We start from the raw sequence: 17,141 nt of genomic DNA, 5'->3' as shown, positions 1-17,141 counted from the left end.
GGTATTCTGCACCTGTCATCCGACAAACTTCCCCTGCGTGTTCGTTCCCGATGACTGAGCGCCAGGGATGCGGCCAGTGAGAGGACCCGGCCCATGAGCCTGCCGTTCCCGTTGCAGCAGAATCCGCACCCGGCCAGCGCGCAGCGGCGAGCCGAGATCATGGCGAATCCCGGGTTCGGCACCTACTTCACCGACCACATGGCACGGGCGGTGTGGAGGCCGGACGGCGGCTGGCAGGATTCCGAGATCATCCCTTTCGGCCCGATCCTCATGCACCCGGCCGCGGCGGTGCTGCACTACGCGCAGGAGATCTTCGAGGGGATGAAGGCGTACCGGCACGCCGACGGCTCGATCTGGTCGTTCCGGCCACAGGCCAACGGCGAGCGCTTCGCCCGGTCCGCCCGACGGCTGGCACTGCCCGAACTGCCGGTGCCGGACTTCATGGCCTCGGTCGAGGGACTGGTCCGGGCCGACCAGGTGTGGGTGCCGGACGAGGACGAGTACAGCGTCTACCTGCGGCCGTTCATGTTCGCGTCCGAGCCGTTCCTGGGGGTTCGCCCGGCGAAGGAGATCACCTACATGGTGATCGCCTGCCCGGTCGGCGCGTACTTCTCCGGTGGTGTCAAGCCGGTCTCCATCTGGCTCTCCACCGAATACACCCGGGCGGCGCGCGGCGGCACGGGTGAGGCGAAGTGCGGCGGCAACTACGCCTCCAGCCTGGCGCCCATGGTTGAGGCCGCCGAGCACGGCTGTGAGCAGGTCTGTTTCCTGGACGCCGCCGAGGGCCGCTACGTGGAGGAACTGGGCGGCATGAACCTCTACTTCATCACCGCCGACGGCAAGATCATCACCCCGGAACTCGGCACCATTCTCGAGGGCGTCACCCGGGGGTCGATCCTCATCCTCGCCAAGGACCTGGGCCTGGAGGTCGAGGAGCGCCCGGTGGAGATCCGGGAATGGCAGGAGGGCGTGGCGTCCGGCGCGATCACCGAGGTCTTCGCGTGTGGCACCGGCGCCGTGGTCACGCCGGTCGGGCGTCTGGTCTGGGACGGCGGCGAGGTGACGGCACCGAAGGCCGGCGCCGAGGACTCGGTGACCATGCGACTGCGCCGGCACCTGCTCGACATCCAGTACGGCCGGGCCGCCGACCCGTACGGCTGGATGACCCGCCTGGTGTGACGAGGACCGTCCGCCCGGTCGCGTCGCTGGTCGCGGCCACGCCACGGGCGGGCGGCGTCACGGCGTGCGGTAGTGGCCGGTGAGCCGACCGAGCTTCATGGCCAGGTGCAGGCACAGACGTTCGTTGCCGTCCTTGAGGTCGGTCCCGGCGAGCTGTTCCACCCGCTGCAGCCGGTAGTACAGCGTGGTCCGGTGCAGTCGCAGTTTCTCGGCGGTCGCGTGCGCGTTGCCCGCCAGGTCGAGGTAGGCCTCAAGGGTCTCCAGCAGCACCTGGTGGGCGTCGTCGCGCAGCAGCCGCTCCAGCCCGGGATGGACACCAGCGACGTCCAGATGCTGGCTGTCCAACTGGGACAGCACCCGGTAGATGCCCAGGCCGGCCCAGGAGATCACCCGGCCGAGCGCGGGCAGTTGGGTACCGACCCGGGCCGCCTGGGCGGCCTCCTGGTAGGACGCGACGGCGCTGGACAGCTCGGCGCGGGGCTGGCCGATCCCGGTCACGGTCCGGTCCACCGACGCCAGACCCCGGGTCGCGGTGCTCAGCGCCGCGTCCAGGTGCGCGGCGGAGGCCTCCGGCGTGGGGCGGCCGGCGATCCGGTCGCCGCAGACCAGCAGCACACCGTGGTCGTGCCAGACCAGATGCAGCGTCTCCCGCACGCCGATCCACCGACGGGTCGTGACCAGGGCCTGCTCCAGGGCGATCCGGGCCACCTCGTCGGGTTGCCGCCCACCGGTCGCCACGAGCTGCGCGACGAGCGCGACGGTCGACCCGTCGGCGGCCACCACGCCCTCATCCAGCAGCGCCCGCGCCGCGTGCTCCCGCGCCTGCCGGCCCTCCACCAGGAGGGTGCGGGTGGCCTCGGTCTCCCGCTGCGAGGCGAGCTCACCGAGCAGGTTCTCCCGGTAGAGAGCCAAGGACAGGTCGGTGAAGGCACCGGCAGCGGTGGCGATGTCGGCATCGGTCATCGAACCGTCGGCATCGATGAACCAGACGAACCCGAGCAGCAGGTCGTCGTGCCGGATCGGCACGCAGACCCTCGCCAGCAGGTCCAGGTCGGCGCACGCCGGGGTGCGGATCGGTGCGCGCGCCGTGAGCACGCCCTTTCCGCGGAACCAGGCGATCACCTCCGGCGTCGTCTGCCGACGCAGGATCGACATCCGGCGGACGTCGTCCATCGGGCCGTCGTGCTCGCTGTAGGCGACCACCCGTTGCCGCCGGTCCTCGATGAGGGCGGGTCGCCCCACCCGGGCGGCGACGGCGTCGACGATTCGCTGGAGCTCACCGTGCATGTATCTCCCATGGTTGCGCTGCGTGACAGGGATCGCGCGACCGTCAGTCCTTACCCTCCGGTGCGGATGGGCCCTTGCGCAAGGTCCACTGTCGAAGTCGCGACATAAGGACGGACGGCACCGCGACTGTTCCGGCATCTGTCCGAAGACCGCGGATGACAGACGTTCCTAAGGTTCCGGTACGGACCGCACCGGTGCCCCGCGCACGGCGCGGTAACGATGACGGGCGTTGCCGGCGGGGAGGGGATATCCGAGTGGGAACTGGTAGGCCCTGGCGCGGCGTGCTGGTCGCCATCACCACACCGTTCCGCGCCGACCTGTCGGTCGACTTCGACCAACTCCAGGAACACGTCCGTTGGCTCGCCGCCGAGGGGTGTCACGGGGTCGCGCCGTGCGCGTCGGTGGGGGAGTACGGGGCCCTCTCCGACGACGAGCGGGCCGCCGTGGTGAAGGCGACGGTGCAGGCCGCGCCACCCGGCTGCGCGGTGGTGCCCGGTGTCGGCGGCTACGGCAGCAGGCAGGCCCGCCACTGGGCGGAGCAGGCCGCCGCGGTCGGCGCCGACGGCGTGCTGGCGCGGCCACCCGACGGGCCCGCCGCCCGGCCCGCCGACGTGGTCGCCCACTACCGGGAGGTGGCGGCGGTCGGCCTGCCGGTGGTCGCCCACAACGACCCGTACGACACCCGGCTGGACCTCACGCCGGACCTGTTGGCCACCGTCGCCGAGATCGACGGGATCGTCGCGGTCAAGGAGGTCACCGGCGACGTCCGCAGGTTGCACCGGCTGCGGGACCTCTGTCCGCACGTGGACGTGCTGGTCGGCGCCGACGACGTGGTACTCGAACTGGTGTTGTGCGGCGCCACCGGATGGGTCGCCACCCTGCCCAACGCGCTGCCCCGCCAGGCCGTGCGCCTGTACGAGCTGTGCGCCGCCCGCGATCTGGCCCGGGCGCTGCCGCTCTACGCCGAGTTGCACCCGATCCTCGGCTGGGCCTCCCGACCGGAAGCCGTACAGGCGGTCAAGCTGGCCATGGAGTGCGCCGGGCGGTTCGGCGGACGGTGCCGCCCTCCGCGCGGACCCCTGTCCGGTACCGCCGTGGACGGGGTGCGCCGCGACGTGCTGCGGGCCCTCACGGCGACGGCCGGTCCGGCGTCCGGGGCCGGCCCTGGCTGAGCCGTCGGGTGCGGCGGTCCTTCAGGTGTCGGAAGTCGCCGGCCCACCTGCCGACATCTGCACGGTGACCGGCACCGGCCCGCCCTCCTAGATTCGCTGCGCGGCCTGCTGACAGGTGTCGCGCGGTACCCCCACCGGGACGCCAGCGCCGCGTTTTCCTCCGACGAGAGGTGGTTCCGTGCACCGTGCTACCCCCCATCGAACCCGGCTGAGGCGGGCCATGCTGGCCGCAGCTGTGGTGACCACCCTGGTGGCGACCGGGGCGGCGCAGGCCGCCGCGGCCCCGGCCAACCCGGCCGGCGGCACCGCGCCGTTCCAGGTCCTGGACCCGCAGGCCTGGCAGAACCCGGACACGATGACCTGGAACGACTACAAGGCCGTGCCGGGCAAGAACTGGGCCGACCCGAGCGTGTCGGGCTCGGTCCGCAACTTCAAGATCGCCCTGGTGGCCCTCGACTATCCGGATGAGACGTTCGCGGTCTCCCAGCGGGCCCGCTCGACGGTGTTCGGCAACCCGCAGTCCGTCGCGACGAACATTCCCCGGGCCGACGTGCCGAAGTTCTACCAGGACTTCCTGAACACCCCGAACACCCTGAACAAGGGCCACACCCTGCACGAGTACTGGATGCAGGACTCCAACGGCCGCTACGGCGTCGACCTCACCGGGTTCGGGCCGTACCAGATGCCGGCCAAGTCCTACCAGTACGGGCTGGACAACGGGTTCAACCCGGGTGCCTGCCCGAGCGGGGACGTGTGCGGCAAGAACATCCGCACCGACGGCCTGGGCGCCTGGCGGGCGGCCGTCGGCGAGGAGGTCGCCAACCAGTACGAGTTGGTGTTCATCCTCAGCGCCGGCCAGGACGAGTCGTCGACCTGGCAGGAGTTCGGGCAGATGATCTTCCAGAACAAGGAGGACGTGCCGGATGCCTGGGGTCCGCCGGACCCCAACCTGCCGAACTGGGCGAAGACGCGCTACGTGGACTGGACCTCGTGGAAGGCGGCGGCGACGCTGTGGCCGAACGCCGGCGGCGGCTCCTCGACGCAGGGCGAGAGTTCCGGCATGGGCGTCTACGCCCACGAGCTGACCCATCTGCTGGGCATCGGCGACAACTACAACAACCCGTACGGCGAGCCGCTGCGCAGGGCGTACACCGGGATCTGGAGCATGATGTCGCGCGGGTCCTTCAACGGCCCGGGCGGTCCGCACACCCGCTGGCAGATCCCGCCGACCAACGGTGGCTCGATGGGCTCGCTGCACACGGTGCGGGACAAGCTCAAGATCGGCCTGCTCGGCGAGGAGCACGTGCTGCGGCTGTCACGGGAGTCGCTGGCCTCCTCGGGCCTGGTGGTCGCGCAGGTCACGGCCCGGGCGGTCGACGCCGGCCCGAAGGGTCTGAGCGGCGTGAACATCGCGCTCAACAAAGACCTGTCGCCGACCTGTGCGGTCAGCACCGACCCGCTCTGTGACGGTGGCAACTTCAACAACTACACGGTCGAGGTCGTCGACCGGATGGGCGCGGACTCCTTCACCCCGGACAGCGGCGTGCTGCTGAGCAAGACGAAGAACGCCGACAGCGCCCCGTTCCAGTGGGTGGTGGACGCCAATCCGCAGGACATCGACATGATCGACTTCTACCGACCGGACGGCACCCCACAGAAGATCACCATGGGTGACTACCGGCAGCTCTCCGACGCGCTGTTCCACGCCGGCGCGGACACCGGCAGCCAGTACGAGTACGTCGACGAGGCCAACCGGCTGCACTTCTACATCATCGATCTCAAGCGGGACTCGGCCGGCTCGCTGTCCTACACCGTGGCGGTGCGTTCCCTGGACGGCACCGGCGGGCCGAGCAGTCACGGAGTGAATCTGGGCAAGGGTGAGGTGACCAGCGGCGGCAAGCCCACCAACCGCGGCGTGACCTGCTCGTTCGAGCTGACCAACACCGGTACCTACTCGGCCGGCGGGCAGCAGCACCCGGAGAACGTCAGCGCGTACCTGAAGTCGGACGTCTACCGCCTGTCCGCGGAGGTGGCCGGCAAGGGCTGGCGGACCTGGCTGCCCAACCAGCTCGCCACCGCGCAGTTCGGCAAGGCCACCACTGTCACGGTGTCGGTGGGTGCCACCGCCGCCGCTGCGGAAACCGGCTTCGTGAAGCTCACCGCGACCTCGGAGAGCGACCCGACGAAGACGGTGACCAAGCAGTGCCGGGTCGAGAAGTCCTGATCGACGCCCGAGGCTGACCCCGGTCCTGCCGGGTCCGTGGCGACACTCCGCCACGGACCCGGCAGGCGGGCCGAAGGAGGATGACGTGCGGCGAAGCATCATGACTCTGCTGCCCCTGCTGCTGGCCGGCGCGACCGGCTGCGGCGCCGTCGGCGCCACCCAGGAGGCGGTCACCCCGACGACCGTCCGGGTCCTGGTCCGCGACATCAACATCCGGGCCGCGGGTGTGGACTGCGCCGGCACCGGTCCGTACACGCACTTCCACAACCGGGCGCCGTACCGCGTGCTCGACCCGGACGGGGCGGCGGTGGCCAGCGGACAACTGCCGGCGGGAACCGCGGTGGCCGCCTTCGCCGAGGACCTGGGGGTCGAGCGCATGCCCACCTACTGCGAGTTCGCCGTCGCGGTGCGCGTGCCGCAGCGGGCCTCCTACCGGCTGGAGGTGGACGGTCGGCCGGCACTCGACCTGACATCGGACAGCAGCGAGGGCCCGGCGCTCGTGGCGGTGGTCCCGTCATGAGGCGGGCGCTCCTGCCGCTGCTGCTGACGGTGGCACTGCTGGGCGGATGCAGCACGCCCGAGCCCGAGACCCCGCCGGCGCCCGCCGGAGGGGCGGCGGCGCTGCCCGGACCCGTCCCCGCCGACCTGGCGTTGCGCCCGGCACCCGGCACCGCCCCGGCCGCCCCGGCGTTCACCGGCGCGCTGACCGACGGCACACCGTTCGCCGCCGCCGACCTGTGGGCGCAGCGCCCCGTCGTCTTCACCTTCTTCAACTCCTGGTGCACCACCTGCGCCAGTCGCCAGGCCGCCCTCAGCGAACTGGCCCGCAGCTATCGGGACCGGGTGGTCTTCGTCGGCGTGGCCGGCGCGGACCAGGCCGACGAGGTCCAGGACTACCTGCGCGCCCACCAGGTGGAGTATCCGGTCGTCCTGGACGACCAGCAGACGATCTGGCGTTCGTACGCGGTGCGGGAGCCGCCCGCCGTCGTGCTGGTGGCCAAGGGTGGCGCACTGCTGCGCGGCTGGCCCGGTGGCCTGGACGCCCCGACCCTCGACCGGCGGCTGCGGGAGCTGGTGCTGGCCGGCCAGCCGTAGCCCTGTCACCCAGACCCCCCGGTGCGACGCCGGCCCGGCACCGGTCGGCGTCGCACCGGGGTCCTGCCGTGCCCGCCGCACGGCTGCCCGCCGGGCGACTGAGGCACCCCGTCGAAGCACACCCGACGAACTTCCTACACGTGCAGGTGGTGGCACCGGCCGCCGGCTCGTAGCGTACGCAGCCTCGGACACATCAAGGAGAATGCATGGCTACAGTGGGAACACGGTGGCGCAGAGGCGTGGCCGTACTGTCCGCGACAGTGCTCGCCGCCCTCGGCGCGGCACCGCAGGCCCTGGCGGCGGACGGCCCGCCGTCGATCGTCGTCCAGGACGGCGTCACCCAGCCGGTGTTCGGCTACGCCGACGCCATCCGGGAACGCCTCTTCATCGACTCCACCTTCGACAGCGACAACGACGGTCTGCGCGACATCATCGCGTTCGACCTGATGCGGCCGGCGGCCACCGCGAACGGGCTCAAGGCCCCCGTCGTGATGGACGCCAGCCCTTACTACTCGACTGTCTGCCGGGGCAACGAGTCCGAGTGCAAGGCGGACCTCGACGGCGACGGGCTGCTGGACAAGTGGCCGCTGTTCTACGACAACTACTTCGTGCCGCGCGGCTACGCGGTCATCCTGCTGGACATGGTCGGCACCAACAACTCCACCGGCTGCCCGACCACCAACGCCAACCAGGACAACCTGAGCGCCAAGCAGGCCATCAACTGGCTCAACGGCCGGGCCACCGCCCGCAACGCCGCCGGTGAGGTCGTCAAGGCGGACTGGCACAACGGCAAGACGGGGATGATCGGCAAGTCGTACGACGGCTCGCTGGCCATGGCCACGGCGGTGACCGGCGTGAAGGGCCTGACCACCGTCGTGCCGATCAGCGGACCGACCGAGTACTACGACTACGTGCGCAGCAACGGCGTGGTCACCCGCGGTAACAGCTACGTGTCGTCGCTGGCCAACACGGTCACCAACCCCGAGCGTCGGGACTACTGCAAGCCGGTACGCGACGCGATAGGCGCCGCCGACGGCGACGAACACGGCGACTACACGTCCTTCTGGAACGAGCGAAGCTACGTCAAGAAGGTCCCCAACGTCACCGCCAGCGTGCTGCTCTACCACGGCCTCAACGACGACAACGTCCGCCCGGACCACTTCAGCAAGTTCTGGTACGCCCTGGCGGAGAACAACGTGCCGCGCAAGCTGTGGCTGTCGCAGGAGGGCCACGTCGACCCGTTCGACTCGCGCCGCGCGGTGTGGGTGTCGACGTTGCACCGGTGGTTCGACTTCTGGCTGCAGGGCGTCGCCAACGGCATCATGGACGAGCCGAGGGTGGACCTGGAGCGCTCCGCCGACGTGTGGGAGACCCACGCCGACTGGCCGATCCCCGGCAAGGCCGACACCGAGGTCTTCCTGCAGCCGGGCACCACCGGCGCGGGCGGTCTCGGGCTGGTGCCCACCGCGAAGCCGGCGACCGGGGCGTTCCAGGACAGCCGCACGCAGAGCCAGAACACCATGATCCTCAACCCGGACGTGGTGCAGCCCAACCGGCTGGCGTTCCTCTCCGAGCCGCTCACCGCGCCGCTGCACATCTCCGGCACCCCGACCGTGCAGCTGCGGGCCTCGGCCGACCAGACCGACACCAACCTCGGGGCCATCCTGGTCGACTACGGCACCGACGAGCGGGTCGCGCACCGGGCCTCCGGCGAGGGAATCATCACCCTGGACACGTCGGACTGCTGGGGCGAGAGCAGCCCGACCGACGACGGCTGCTACAAGCAGACGGCGAAGCGGGTGGCCACCGCCGACTACGAGCTGGTCACCAAGGGCATCATGGACGCCCAGAACCGGCAGTCGATCCGGGTCGCGGTGCCGCTGGTGCCGGGGGAGTCGTACAACTTCAGCTTCCCGCTGCTGCCGGAGGACTACGTCTTCAAGCCCGGCCACCGGATCGGCGTGATCATCGTGGCCAGTTACCCGCAGTACTCCAGCCAGGCGGACACCACCGCCGCGAACCTGAAGGTCGCGCTGAAGAGCAGCAACATCGTCCTGCCCGTGGTCGGCGGTACCGCCGCCGCACACGCCGCCGGCCTCTGACCGGCTGATCGCCGGGCCGCCCAGCGCGGCTCACCACCGGGCGGCCCGGCGATCACCTCTCCGGGCCGCCCACCCCACCTCGCGGCTCCTACGCTCCGGGCGGCCGGGTGACTGCGCCGGCCGTGCGCTCCCGCGCGACGACCTCTCGGACGGCAGGTGCGATCTCGGCGCCGAAACGCTGGATGACGCTCGGATCGTCCCCACCGATGATGAAGGCGCTGATGCCGTGCCGGAGTGCCAGGTCGACGATCTGGTCGACCCAGGCGGCGGGCGGGCCGTTGAGAAGCCCACGCGGGGCTGACGAGAGCTGGACCTTCATGAAGTTCATCAGCCGTCGTACGGTTGCCGGGTCGCGGCCGGCGTCGTGCGCCGCGCCGTCGATTCGCGCGTTGAGTTCGGGTATCGAGTCGGCGCCCCGGGGCAGGTACTCCATGCTGGGCAGCCAGCCGTCGGCGACCGCACCGGTGAGCGCGAGCATCTTGGGCTTGTACGCCCCGACCCAGATCGGGATGTCGTGGGCGGGGCGTGGTCCGCGTCGGGCGCCCTTGACCGAGTAGTACTGCCCGTCGTAGCTCACCTCGTCAGGGGCTGTGGTGTCCCAGATCCCGCGGATGATCTCGATCCCTTCGCGCAGCGCGGTGACGCCCTGGGCGGCGCCGAGTCGGCGTCCTCCCATGGCGGCGATGCCGTCCCAGAACGCACCGGCGCCAATGCCGAGTTCGAAACGGCCGCCGCTGAGGATGTCGAGCGAGGCGGCGGCCCGGGCCAGGACGGCCGGTGGCCGTAGTGGCAGGCTGGTGACGTTGGCGTTGAGGTGGACGCGCTCGGTGCGGGCCGCGGCGAAGGCGAGCAGGGTCGATGTGTCCAGGTAGGAGGCCTGGTACGGGTGGTCCTGGAAGCTGACGAGGTCGAGGCCGGCCCGGTCCGCGGTGACCGCCAGGTCGACGACCTGGCGGGCCTGTTGCGCGGCGGGTGTGATGAAAGCGCCGAAGAGCAGGTCGTGTCCGTAGTCGGTCATGCCTGTGCCTCCTTCGTTGTCCGCGGGTCGATGGCGAAGTTGTCCCGGAAGAGGTTGTCCGGGTCGTAGTGGCGTTTGAGTGTTCGAAGGCGCTCCAACACCGGTGCCGGGAAGGCGTCGAGCAGCCGCGCCGGACTGCGGTCGGTCTCGAAGCTGAGGTAGAGGCCGTCGAAGTGCTGGCGCAGTGGCTCCCAGACGGCGTTGAGGCGCTGATTGTTCTGGCCCATCGCCGTCAGCTGGAATGCCGGCGTTCGATGGCTGAAGGACGCCTCGCCCGGTGCGACGTCGGCGATCGCGCCGCCCATGGCCCGCAGTTCGAAGAAGTAGACGCCACCGCTGCGGAGCATCGCCGCGGCATCGTGGGCGAACTCGGGGGTCAGTGTGGGCAGGAAGGCCGACCGCGAGTTCGGCTCGCCGAATCCCTGGTGGCCGTTCGGCCCGACGTCGGCGGCGTTGCCCATGACTCCCGAGTACGGCGTCATCACCACCTGCTGACCGGCGAGCGCCCCGAGTTCCAGGAACGGTGTCAGGCGCGCCACGACGGTGTCGGGATCCGGGTTGTCGACCACGGCGAAGAGTTGGATGGTCGACGTGCCCGCGCGAGGCTGCCCGGTCACGAGGAACACCGTGGTGTCCCGCGGTGCCGAACTGGCCAGTTCCGCGTAGCGGCGCAGCGACTGCTCGATGTCGGTGGCGAGCAGGACGAGTTGCGCCCAGCCGACCTCGCCCACCTCGTCGACCTCGAATTCGAACGAGGTGGCGATGCCGAAGTTGGCGCCCGCTCCCCGTACGGCCCAGAACAGGTCCGGGTTGTGCTCTCTGCTCGCCCGCACCTGCCGTCCGTCGGCGAGCACGAGGTCGACCGACCGGAGATGATCGATCGTCAGGCCGTGGTTGCGCGAGAGCAGGCCGATTCCGGCCGCGGTGGCGAGCCCGCCGACGCCGACGCCGCCGTAGTCGCCCGAGCCGAGTGCCCACCCGTGCGGGGTCAGGGCATCGGCGACCTGCTTCCAGGTCGCTCCGGGGCCGATGCGCACGAGCCGGCGGGCGTGGTCCACCACAGTGATCGTGTTCATGGAGCCCACGTCGATCACCAGGCCGCCCCGGTTTGTCGAACGGCCGCTGATGCCGTGGCCGGCGCTGCGGATGCCAAGGGGCAGGTGCCGGTGTCGCCGGGCGAACTCGATCGCGTCCGACACCTCTGCCGGTGTCGAGGGCCGCAGCACGAGCCCGGGGGCGCCACCGCGCAGGTAGGTGGAGGACAGGGAGCGGTGCCGCGGATCGCCGGGCTCGACCGCGCTGTCGGCGAGTGACGTTGGTACGCCGTCGTAGTCGATGCCCGGCTTGCGCTGGGCGCGCACCGCCGCCGAGCGTCGGCGGACGCTGCTGCGGTGGTCGCCTCCGGCGGCGAGTGCTGCGAGGCGTTCGATGTCCGCGCGCGAATCCACCGGGACCACGACGGGCAGGTCGGCCTCGGCGAGGCGGGCCAGTTCCGCCGGCTTCGCGTCCCGTGGCGCGACGACCCAGCCGGCGGGGTCGGCGATGATCCGCCCCTGCGCCAGCAGGTCGATGCTGTCCTGCGCCTTGGCGATCACGCTCGGGTACTGCGCTTCCGGGTCGGTCGGATCGGGAGTGGTGGTGGCGCCGGCGGGGGCGCCGATGGCGATTTGGCGTGTCGATCCCGCGAGCCAGACCGCCGCGGTCCAGGGGTCCAGGCCGGCTGATCTCCCGGTCGCCGCGTTGGCGACGACCACAAGGTCCAGGCCGCGTTCCTCAGCGAGGCGGGCCAGTTCGACTGTCTCCAGCGGCGCGCGGGCCAACCGTGACGCGTCGAGAACGATGCCGATCTCCATGATCATCTGATGTCCCATCCCGACTCGCGCGAGCAGTCGGTCACTCGCGCTCTGAACGCTGTCGCGGCCGGCTGCTGTCTGGTGCCGGTCGTCGCTCGGTTAAATGCTCGGCCTGGGAGATATTATTCCGCGCAGATGATCTGCTCAGCAATGCGTACGGCGGTCGCTTGGACGGACCGGAAAAAGGGACGCCGCGACCTGGGGGTTCAGTTCCGCCCGGCCGGAACGGGCGATGATGTTCCGGGCGGGAGGGTGCCGGCGGCGCGCAGCGCGTTCTGTTGCTGGACGCCTGACCACGGTGGCCGCAGGTTCCGGGAGGGTCTCCGGCCCGATCGGGACGGCTGGGGTGGCATCCGACGCCCGGGTGTCACGGGGTGCGGGTGCCGGCCTCCGGAGCCTCGGAAATCTTCCGGGTCACATGGCAGGCCACTTCGCGCAGGACGTCGATCTGGCTCGCGGTGAGGCCGTCGATGACGTAGTCACGGACAGCTGCGACGTGGCCGGGGGCCGCGGCGACCACAAGATCCCACCCGGCGTCGGTGAGCGAGGCCACGGTGTAGCGAGGGCTTTCCGGGTCGGGGGTGCGGCGGAGCAGGCCTCGTTGTTCGAGGCGTTTGACGACGTTCGACAGTCGGGACAGCGAGCAGCTGAGGTGGCTGGCCAGGTCACTGAGTCGCATGGTTCGCCCCGGCGCCATGGACAGGCCGCTGAGCACGAAGTAGTCGAACAGTGTGAGGTGGTTGTCCCGCAGGAGTTGGGCGTCGAGGGCGCTCGGCAGGTTGAACATGAGTTTGGCCAGCGCAAGCCAGGCGTCGCGCTCGTGGTCGGTCAACCACCGAGGTTCGTCGGGCATGGCGCAAGCGTACGTGTCGGCGTGGTTCACGAGGGTGAGGGACGTCTCCTTGAGGTTCAAGCTTGAACGATCTGCCCTAAGCTGAGGTTCAACCTTGAACCTCGGCTTCCCAGGGAGTGCTCGTGACCTTGTTCCGGCTTGATGCCAGCATCCGAACGCACGGCTCGGCGAGTCGTGAAATCGCGGACATCGTCGAGGAGGAGTGGCTCGCCAGTCATCCCGGCGACACCGTCGAGCGCCGTCACGTCGGGGTGGACACCCTGCCGGCAACCCTCTGGGCGGCGGCGGTGTCCGCCGGTATGACGCCGGCCGAGGAACACACCGCCGAGCAGCGGGAGGCGGTCGCCCTCGCCGCGACGCTGGTGGACGAATTGCGGGCCGCCGACGCATTGCTGTTCGCCGTGCCGCTCTACAACTTCGGCGTCTCCCAGCATTTCAAGACGTACGTCGACGTGGTGCTCGCGGACCCGCGGGCGACCACGGAGCCGTTCCTGGCGGGTAAGCCCACAGTGCTCGCCACGGTGCGTGGTGGCGCGTACGGTGCCGGCACACCTCGGGAGGGCTGGGACCACTCGACGCCGTACCTGCGCCGGATCATCGGTGACTGCTGGGGCGCCGACCTCACCGTGGTCGAACGCGAGTTCACCCTGGTCGGGGTCAACCCGGCACTCGACGCGTTCGTCGACCAGGCCGCGCAGATGCACGCCGGGGCCCTGCAGTCCGCCCGGGAGGCCGGTCGTGCCCTCGGCGCGCTGAGCGTTCCGAGCTGAGCCGTCTCTTCCCAGGAACCGGAACACGGGTCAAGCGGTCACCCCGAAGCTGCCGGCTTCAGCTGGTCGATTTCGGGGTGACCGAACCGGCGACGGGCGGCGAGGCTGACGTAGACGAGGGCGACCAGCACCGGCACCTCGATCAACGGTCCGACGACTCCGGCGAGGGCCTGACCGCTGGTGACGCCGAACACGCCGATCGCCACGGCGATGGCGAGTTCGAAGTTGTTGCCGGCGGCGGTGAAGGCGAGCGTGGTGGTGCGTTCGTAGCTCAGGCCGATCGCCCGACCGATGGCGAACGAGCCGAACCACATGATCGCGAAGTACGCGAGCAGCGGCAGCGCGATCCGGGCGACGTCCCAGGGTTGGGCGGTGATGGCGTCGCCCTGCAGGGCGAAGAGCAGCACGATGGTGAACAGCAGCCCGTACAGGGCGATCGGACCGATGCGGGGCAGGAACGTCGCCTCGTACCAGTCGCGGCCCTTGGCGCGTTCGCCGAGTTTGCGGGTGAGGTAGCCGGCGGCCAGGGGGATGCCGAGGAAGACCAGGACGCTGCCGGCGATGTCCCAGCCGGAGACGGAGAGTCCGGCCTGCTCCAGGCCGAGCCAACCGGGCAGGACGGTGAGGTAGAACCAGCCGAGCAGGCCGAAGGCGAGGACCTGGAAGACCGAGTTGAGGGCGACCAGGACCGCGGCGGCTTCGCGGTCGCCGCAGGCCAGGTCGTTCCAGATGATGACCATGGCGATGCAGCGGGCCAGGCCGACGATGATCAGGCCGGTGCGGTACGCGGGCTGGTCGGGCAGGAGCAGCCAGGCCAGGGCGAACATGACAGCGGGGCCGACGAGCCAGTTGATCACCAGGGAGGAGATCAGCAGGCGCCGGTCGGAGGTCACCGTGTCGAGACGGTCGTAGCGGACCTTCGCCAGGACCGGGTACATCATGATGAGCAGACCGAGGGCGATGGGTACGGAGATCCCGCCGACCTTGACGTGGTCGAGGGCCTCGTCGAGTCCGGGGATCAACCGGCCCAGGAGCAGGCCGGCGACCATGGCGGCGCCGATCCACACCGGCAGGAGTCGGTCCAGCGTCGAGAGTCGGGGTGGACTACTCGACGGGGTGGCCAGTGTCGTCATGTGCTCGGGTCCTTTGTGGGTTCCTGGGTGGTTGACCTTGCGGCCCTGTGGGATCGGATGGCTGCCGACCGGGGCGGGCCGGGGGTGGCTCAGAGCTGGGCGGCGAGGTACCGCTCGGCGTCGAGGGCGGCGGTGCAGCCGGTGCCGGCGGCGGTGATCGCCTGGCGGTAGGTGTGGTCGACGAGGTCGCCGGCGGCGAAGACGCCGGGCAGGTTGGTGCGGGTGCTGGGGGAGTCGACGATGACGTATCCGTCGTCGTCGAGGTTCACCTGCTCGCGGAAGAGTTCGCTGCGGGGGTCGTGGCCGATGGCGACGAACACGCCGGTGACGTCCAGGACGCGAGTCTCGCCGGTGTGGACGTCGCGCAGTCGGGCCCCGACGACGGCGCCGTCCTGGCCGAGGATCTCCTCGACGATGCTGTTCCACGCCACCCGGATCGTGGTGTTGCTCAACGCGCGGTCGGCCATGATCTGGCTGGCGCGGAAGGTGTTGCGGCGGTGCACGATGGTGACGCTGCGGGCGAAGCGGGTGAGGAAGGTGGCTTCTTCCATGGCGGTGTCGCCGCCGCCGATGACGGCGATGTCCTGGTCGCGGAAGAAGAACCCGTCGCAGGTGGCGCAGGCGGACACCCCGTGGCCGAGGAGTTCCTGCTCGCCGGGGACGCCGAGGGGCCGCCAGGCGGAACCGGTGGCCAGGATGACCGCCGGGGCCCGGTAGACCTGCTCGCCGATCCACACGGTCTTGGTAGGACCAGTGAGGTCGACGCGGGTGACGTCGTCGGTGACGAATTGGGCACCGAAGCGGTCGGCCTGCTTGCGGATGGTGTCCATCAGGTCGGGGCCGGTGATTCCGTCGGGGAAGCCGGGGAAGTTCTCCACCTCGGTGGTGGTCATCAGCGCACCGCCGGACTGGCTGCCCTCGATGACCAGCGGCTTGAGGTTGGCGCGGGCGGCGTAGAGGGCGGCGGTGTATCCGGCAGGCCCGGAGCCGATGATGATCAGGGGGTACGGATTGGACACGAAGAACTCCTGCTCTGGGGACAGCAGCCCGCCCGTGGGGCCGGCGGGGTGAGGTGCGAAGGGTCAGGCGGCGGTGGGCAGCTCGCCGAGGAGCTTCTCCACCCTCGTGCGGATCTCGTCGCGGATGGGGCGCACGGACTCGACGCCCTTGCCGGCGGGGTCTTCGACCTTCCAGTCTTCGTAGCGCTTGCCGGGGAAGACCGGGCAGGTGTCACCGCAGCCCATGGTCACGATGACGTCCGAGGATTCCGCGGTGGTGTATTCGAGGAGCTTTGGCGTCTGGTCGGTGATGTCGATGCCGACCTCGCGCATCGCCTCGACCGCGGCGGGGTTGACGGTGTCGGCGGGGGCGGAGCCGGCGGAGCGGACCTCGACGGTGTCGCCGGCGAGGTGGCGCAGCCAACCGGCGGCCATCTGGGAGCGGCCGGCGTTGTGCACGCAGACGAACAGGACGCTGGGCTTGTCGGACATCAGGAGCCTTCCTTGCGGTACGGGTTGCGGGGCAGGTTGACCGCCACCGGGACAGGAATCGCCGGCAGGGTATGTGCGGGGTCGTTGTTGCGGTCGAACAGGCGGTAACGGCCGGCGGGACGTGACGGATTCACCGGGCTCCGATATGTCTGGTCCGCCCCACCGTCGAGCGCCCTCGTGCCCGTGCGCTGTGGTCCGGCGGGAGATTGTATTCGCTCATTGCGCAGCGGGCTGGTGTCAGTCATGGCGGCCTGGCGACGTCATGGTGGAGGTGACGATGGGGGCGACGCGGTCGATGCGGGTGGCCAGGTCGGCGAACGCTGCTTCGAACGCGGCGTCGGTGTCGAGGCGGACCGGGTCGGGCACCGACCAGTGCAGCCGGGGTCGGGCCGGGGTGGTGAGTTCCTCGTGAGCGTTGTCGCAGACGGCGATGAGCAGGTCGTCCTCACGCACGATGTCCGCGACGTGCGCGGTGCCGGTCGCGTCCAGATGCAGCCCGTGGCGGTGGGCCACGGCGACGGCGCGCGGGTGCACCCGCTCGGCCGGCTGGGTGCCGGCGGACGCGGCGCTGGTGTGGGTGCGGTCGGACCAGAGAGCGGCGGCGAGCTGCGAGCGGGCGGAGTTGCGGGTGCAGACGAACACCACCCGGCCCACGCCGGACATGGGTGCCGGTGTCAGTGCGGCCAGGGCCTCGGGTCGCAGGTGCAGGTAGGTGCGGCGGCGGTCTCCCTCGGACCGGCTGCGGACGACGAGGCCGGCTTCGCTGAGGACCTTGACGTGGTGGGCGACCAGGTTCGTCGGCATCTGGAGGTCATGGGCCATCTCGCCGGGGGAGGCGTCACCCAGGGTGAGCGCGTCGACGATCGCCAGGCGCGCAGGATCGCCGAGCGCGGCGTGGATCCGGGCGCGGGCTTGCAATGAGTAAAGCTCAGTAGTCATTGACTCAACTATCGCTGAGTGATCTG

The 17,141-nt window shown here is 70.5% G+C and carries 16 protein-coding genes; 7 read left to right on the top strand and 9 right to left on the bottom strand.

The features are described from left to right. Nucleotides 1–93: 93 nt before the first annotated feature. Entirely contained in the window at nucleotides 94–1,179 is a 1,086-nt protein-coding gene (locus QSK15_RS21565) for a branched-chain amino acid aminotransferase (RefSeq protein WP_279516008.1), read from the top strand. Nucleotides 1,180–1,236: 57 nt separating this feature from the next. On the opposite strand, the gene QSK15_RS21560 is transcribed toward QSK15_RS21565, so the two are convergent. Continuing rightward, nucleotides 1,237–2,466, bottom strand: coding sequence for a PucR family transcriptional regulator (locus tag QSK15_RS21560; RefSeq protein ID WP_285795968.1), 1,230 nt, complete (start codon nucleotides 2,464–2,466; stop codon nucleotides 1,237–1,239). A gap of 254 nt (nucleotides 2,467–2,720) precedes the next feature. Between QSK15_RS21560 and QSK15_RS21555 the strand changes: the two genes are divergently transcribed. The 5 genes from QSK15_RS21555 to QSK15_RS21535 all read left to right on the top strand — a co-directional run bounded on the left by QSK15_RS21555 (nucleotide 2,721) and on the right by QSK15_RS21535 (nucleotide 9,059). Further along, nucleotides 2,721–3,638 carry a dihydrodipicolinate synthase family protein gene (locus tag QSK15_RS21555; protein ID WP_285795967.1) on the top strand — a complete coding sequence of 306 codons (918 nt, stop codon included), beginning with the start codon at nucleotides 2,721–2,723 and terminating at the stop codon, nucleotides 3,636–3,638. Between the two features lie 220 nt (nucleotides 3,639–3,858). Next, nucleotides 3,859–5,862 carry a M6 family metalloprotease domain-containing protein gene (locus tag QSK15_RS21550; protein WP_285795966.1) on the top strand — a complete coding sequence of 668 codons (2,004 nt, stop codon included), beginning with the start codon at nucleotides 3,859–3,861 and terminating at the stop codon, nucleotides 5,860–5,862. Nucleotides 5,863–5,947: 85 nt separating this feature from the next. Next, nucleotides 5,948–6,382: a hypothetical protein gene (locus QSK15_RS21545; protein ID WP_285795965.1), complete on the top strand. Its 435-nt coding sequence runs from the start codon at nucleotides 5,948–5,950 to the stop codon at nucleotides 6,380–6,382. Then, nucleotides 6,379–6,957: a TlpA family protein disulfide reductase gene (locus QSK15_RS21540; RefSeq protein ID WP_285795964.1), complete on the top strand. Its 579-nt coding sequence runs from the start codon at nucleotides 6,379–6,381 to the stop codon at nucleotides 6,955–6,957. Before QSK15_RS21545 ends, QSK15_RS21540 begins: the two co-directional genes overlap by 4 nt. A gap of 239 nt (nucleotides 6,958–7,196) precedes the next feature. Next, nucleotides 7,197–9,059: a CocE/NonD family hydrolase gene (locus QSK15_RS21535; RefSeq protein WP_285795963.1), complete on the top strand. Its 1,863-nt coding sequence runs from the start codon at nucleotides 7,197–7,199 to the stop codon at nucleotides 9,057–9,059. Between the two features lie 88 nt (nucleotides 9,060–9,147). Here the strand turns inward: QSK15_RS21535 and QSK15_RS21530 are convergent, their stop codons facing one another. The 3 genes from QSK15_RS21530 to QSK15_RS21520 all read right to left on the bottom strand — a co-directional run bounded on the left by QSK15_RS21530 (nucleotide 9,148) and on the right by QSK15_RS21520 (nucleotide 12,783). Then, a complete protein-coding gene (locus tag QSK15_RS21530) occupies nucleotides 9,148–10,077 on the bottom strand; it encodes an LLM class flavin-dependent oxidoreductase (protein ID WP_285795962.1) in 930 nt (309 codons plus the stop codon). After that, nucleotides 10,074–11,936, bottom strand: coding sequence for an LLM class flavin-dependent oxidoreductase (locus QSK15_RS21525; protein WP_285795961.1), 1,863 nt, complete (start codon nucleotides 11,934–11,936; stop codon nucleotides 10,074–10,076). The genes QSK15_RS21530 and QSK15_RS21525 overlap by 4 nt, the downstream gene beginning before the upstream one ends. A gap of 361 nt (nucleotides 11,937–12,297) precedes the next feature. After that, nucleotides 12,298–12,783: a MarR family winged helix-turn-helix transcriptional regulator gene (locus QSK15_RS21520; protein ID WP_285795960.1), complete on the bottom strand. Its 486-nt coding sequence runs from the start codon at nucleotides 12,781–12,783 to the stop codon at nucleotides 12,298–12,300. Nucleotides 12,784–12,905: 122 nt separating this feature from the next. Here QSK15_RS21520 and QSK15_RS21515 point away from each other — a divergent pair, with 122 nt between their 5' ends. Then, nucleotides 12,906–13,553 carry an FMN-dependent NADH-azoreductase gene (locus QSK15_RS21515; protein WP_285795959.1) on the top strand — a complete coding sequence of 216 codons (648 nt, stop codon included), beginning with the start codon at nucleotides 12,906–12,908 and terminating at the stop codon, nucleotides 13,551–13,553. 38 nt (nucleotides 13,554–13,591) lie between these two features. On the opposite strand, the gene arsB is transcribed toward QSK15_RS21515, so the two are convergent. The 5 genes from arsB to QSK15_RS21490 all read right to left on the bottom strand — a co-directional run bounded on the left by arsB (nucleotide 13,592) and on the right by QSK15_RS21490 (nucleotide 17,115). Next, on the bottom strand, nucleotides 13,592–14,686 hold the full coding sequence (gene arsB, locus QSK15_RS21510; protein WP_285795958.1) for an ACR3 family arsenite efflux transporter: 1,095 nt from the start codon (nucleotides 14,684–14,686) through the stop codon (nucleotides 13,592–13,594). A gap of 89 nt (nucleotides 14,687–14,775) precedes the next feature. Further along, nucleotides 14,776–15,705, bottom strand: a complete 930-nt coding sequence (gene trxB / locus QSK15_RS21505; RefSeq protein WP_285795957.1) for a thioredoxin-disulfide reductase — start codon at nucleotides 15,703–15,705, stop codon at nucleotides 14,776–14,778. 63 nt (nucleotides 15,706–15,768) lie between these two features. Continuing rightward, complete coding sequence (locus QSK15_RS21500; RefSeq protein ID WP_285795956.1) at nucleotides 15,769–16,176, bottom strand: arsenate reductase ArsC; 408 nt, start codon at nucleotides 16,174–16,176, stop codon at nucleotides 15,769–15,771. Beyond that, nucleotides 16,176–16,310: a hypothetical protein gene (locus tag QSK15_RS21495; RefSeq protein ID WP_285795955.1), complete on the bottom strand. Its 135-nt coding sequence runs from the start codon at nucleotides 16,308–16,310 to the stop codon at nucleotides 16,176–16,178. Before QSK15_RS21495 ends, QSK15_RS21500 begins: the two co-directional genes overlap by 1 nt. A 103-nt stretch (nucleotides 16,311–16,413) precedes the next feature. Continuing rightward, nucleotides 16,414–17,115, bottom strand: a complete 702-nt coding sequence (locus QSK15_RS21490) for an arsenate reductase/protein-tyrosine-phosphatase family protein (protein WP_285795954.1) — start codon at nucleotides 17,113–17,115, stop codon at nucleotides 16,414–16,416. Nucleotides 17,116–17,141 lie beyond the last annotated feature (26 nt).

This window comes from Micromonospora sp. NBRC 107095 (assembly GCF_030269705.1).
Taxonomy (GTDB): Bacteria; Actinomycetota; Actinomycetes; order Mycobacteriales; family Micromonosporaceae; genus Micromonospora; species Micromonospora parva.
The sequence above is the reverse complement of the archived record's forward strand: the minus strand, read 5'-3'. Positions and strand labels throughout refer to the sequence as shown.

Bases quoted from the DNA above. Each gene is read 5' to 3' on its own strand.
- QSK15_RS21565 (WP_279516008.1), top strand. From the start codon at position 94: ATGAGCCTGCCGTTCCCGTTGCAGCAGAATCCGCACCCGGCCAGCGCG.
- QSK15_RS21560 (WP_285795968.1), bottom strand. From the start codon at position 2,466: ATGCACGGTGAGCTCCAGCGAATCGTCGACGCCGTCGCCGCCCGGGTG.
- QSK15_RS21550 (WP_285795966.1), top strand. From the start codon at position 3,859: ATGCTGGCCGCAGCTGTGGTGACCACCCTGGTGGCGACCGGGGCGGCG.
- QSK15_RS21540 (WP_285795964.1), top strand. From the start codon at position 6,379: ATGAGGCGGGCGCTCCTGCCGCTGCTGCTGACGGTGGCACTGCTGGGC.
- QSK15_RS21530 (WP_285795962.1), bottom strand. From the start codon at position 10,077: ATGACCGACTACGGACACGACCTGCTCTTCGGCGCTTTCATCACACCC.
- QSK15_RS21525 (WP_285795961.1), bottom strand. From the start codon at position 11,936: ATGATCATGGAGATCGGCATCGTTCTCGACGCGTCACGGTTGGCCCGC.
- QSK15_RS21520 (WP_285795960.1), bottom strand. From the start codon at position 12,783: ATGCCCGACGAACCTCGGTGGTTGACCGACCACGAGCGCGACGCCTGG.
- arsB (WP_285795958.1), bottom strand. From the start codon at position 14,686: ATGACGACACTGGCCACCCCGTCGAGTAGTCCACCCCGACTCTCGACG.
- QSK15_RS21500 (WP_285795956.1), bottom strand. From the start codon at position 16,176: ATGTCCGACAAGCCCAGCGTCCTGTTCGTCTGCGTGCACAACGCCGGC.
- QSK15_RS21490 (WP_285795954.1), bottom strand. From the start codon at position 17,115: ATGACTACTGAGCTTTACTCATTGCAAGCCCGCGCCCGGATCCACGCC.